Annotated in this window: 1 pseudogene; it reads right to left on the reverse strand. The window is 40.1% G+C overall.

Features of this window, described 5'->3' with window-relative positions:
• Positions 1–542, reverse strand: a pseudogene (locus HT671_RS11230) (IS1380-like element ISSpn5 family transposase); the annotation flags it as partial.
• Positions 543–709 lie beyond the last annotated feature (167 nt).

Raw genomic sequence — 709 nt, forward strand, 5'->3', positions numbered from 1 at the left:
TTCCCCTCGAAAGCATAAAGAGGATGATAGCCATGAGCACGATAGTGGGCGTTATAAGCAACACCTTCTTGCTTGCCATAAGTTGTGAAATGGGTAGAATCGATATCTACAATGAGTTGGTTTAGCTGGTGAAACTGTAAAAAGAATTCGACCAATTCAAGGTTGAGGCATCGCAAACTATGGACTGTTTCCTCGTCAGTTCTGGAAAGAAAACGGGATAAGGTTGGCTGTGAAGCAAGCTGCCCTCCTTCCAACAATTTTGGAAAGTAGGCATCAGCTGACAATTCTTTACAAGCATAGTCCGTTCCATAGCCTGTTAACAGTTGAAAGAGGAACTGGACAAGGATATCTGAATCCGAATAACGACAGTAGCGGCGTTGGTCATTCGTTACTAAATACTTAGAAATCCGCTCTTTTAGTTTCAACTGGGAAAAAAGTTCCTGAAAAAAGATAAGACCACCATACTGGGTGAAATGACCTCCATCGAAAGATAGTTGGTAAAAAGACTTGTTTTGGAAGTGATGATTTGGTAAACTGTTCATGTGAGTTTCCTTTCTTTTTGTGTTTTTTTCTACACTTATACCATAAAGGGGAAACTCTTTTTTGTCTAGTAAAAAACACCCATTGGGTGAAAAAAGAAACCATCCAGGATCTAAGCTAAGGCAAGGATTCTGGAGGGTTTTTAGATTAGGGGTGAATAATTGGGGTT

The organism is Streptococcus sp. 2741 (assembly GCF_013276315.1).
GTDB lineage: Bacteria > Bacillota > Bacilli > Lactobacillales > Streptococcaceae > Streptococcus > Streptococcus pseudopneumoniae.